Source organism: Photorhabdus africana, from assembly GCF_035181445.1.
Lineage (GTDB): Bacteria > Pseudomonadota > Gammaproteobacteria > Enterobacterales > Enterobacteriaceae > Photorhabdus > Photorhabdus laumondii.
On the sequence record NZ_JAXBVE010000240.1, the window covers coordinates 1 to 291 of the forward strand.

The window sequence follows — 291 nt, forward strand, 5'->3', positions numbered from 1 at the left end:
CGGGGATTTCAACGCGAGTAACGCAGTGTGCGCCAGCACATGAGTCACGCAGCGTCTGGAAGACCCAAGGATAAGTAGAGTTGGTAGGCCTGAGTGGACTTGAACCACCGACCTCACCCTTATCAGGGGTGCGCTCTAACCACCTGAGCTACAAGCCTATTACGATAACGTATTCTCTTCTTTCATCAGACAATCTGTGTGAGCACTGCACTCAACCTTTCTCAGGTAAGGAGGTGATCCAACCGCAGGTTCCCCTACGGTTACCTTGTTACGACTTCACCCCAGTCATGA

Annotated in this window: 1 tRNA gene and 1 rRNA gene; both read right to left on the reverse strand. The window is 51.9% G+C overall.

The annotated features are described in order from the left end of the window. Positions 1 to 81 precede the first annotated feature (81 nt). Positions 82 to 158 (reverse strand) — tRNA-Ile (locus tag SLS51_RS23580). A 68-nt stretch (positions 159 to 226) separates the two neighbouring features. Beyond that, positions 227 to 291, reverse strand: a 16S ribosomal RNA gene (locus SLS51_RS23585); the annotation flags it as partial.